General features: G+C 59.3%; 1 protein-coding gene and 1 pseudogene. Both read right to left on the minus strand.

From position 1 onward, the window contains the following. The coding region (locus EOC94_RS33605) for an alcohol dehydrogenase catalytic domain-containing protein (RefSeq protein WP_185928393.1) at positions 1–193 on the minus strand (193 nt) is incomplete at its 3' end. A 64-nt stretch (positions 194–257) separates the two neighbouring features. After that, positions 258–445 (minus strand): annotated as a pseudogene (locus tag EOC94_RS33610) (oxidoreductase); the annotation flags it as partial.

The raw sequence follows: 445 nt of genomic DNA on the forward strand, positions 1-445 counted from the left end.
CGCCCATCGTCTCGTGTCCGAGCACATCGCCAGATTCCATGGTCGGCATATATCCGTTCATCAGATGCAGGTCCGAGCCGCATATAGCGCAACAGGTGACTTTGATGATGACGTCGCGATCATCCTCGATGGCGGGATCAGCCACCTGATCGCATCGAATGTCGCCTTTGCCGTGCCATGTGAGCGCTTTCATGATGGTGCTCCTGTCTTGGAAGAAGATCGCCGGACTTTTTTGGGGTTGGCGTGAAGGCCGAAGGTCAGTCTTTGGACGCCGAACCCGGCTCGGCCATCTTGCGGTGCTGTTCGGCCAGCGTGCCTGCCGGCGTCACATGCGCTGCGGCGACCTGCAGCTTGTTCTTCCAACCGCTGATGACCTGTTCCTCACCGTCCATCATCGCCTCGTAGCCGGCCTCGGCGACATCGGCGGGATTTTCCCTTTTCTGGC

It is taken from the genome of Mesorhizobium sp. M6A.T.Ce.TU.016.01.1.1 (assembly GCF_003997065.1).
Classification (GTDB): Bacteria; Pseudomonadota; Alphaproteobacteria; order Rhizobiales; family Rhizobiaceae; genus Mesorhizobium; species Mesorhizobium mediterraneum.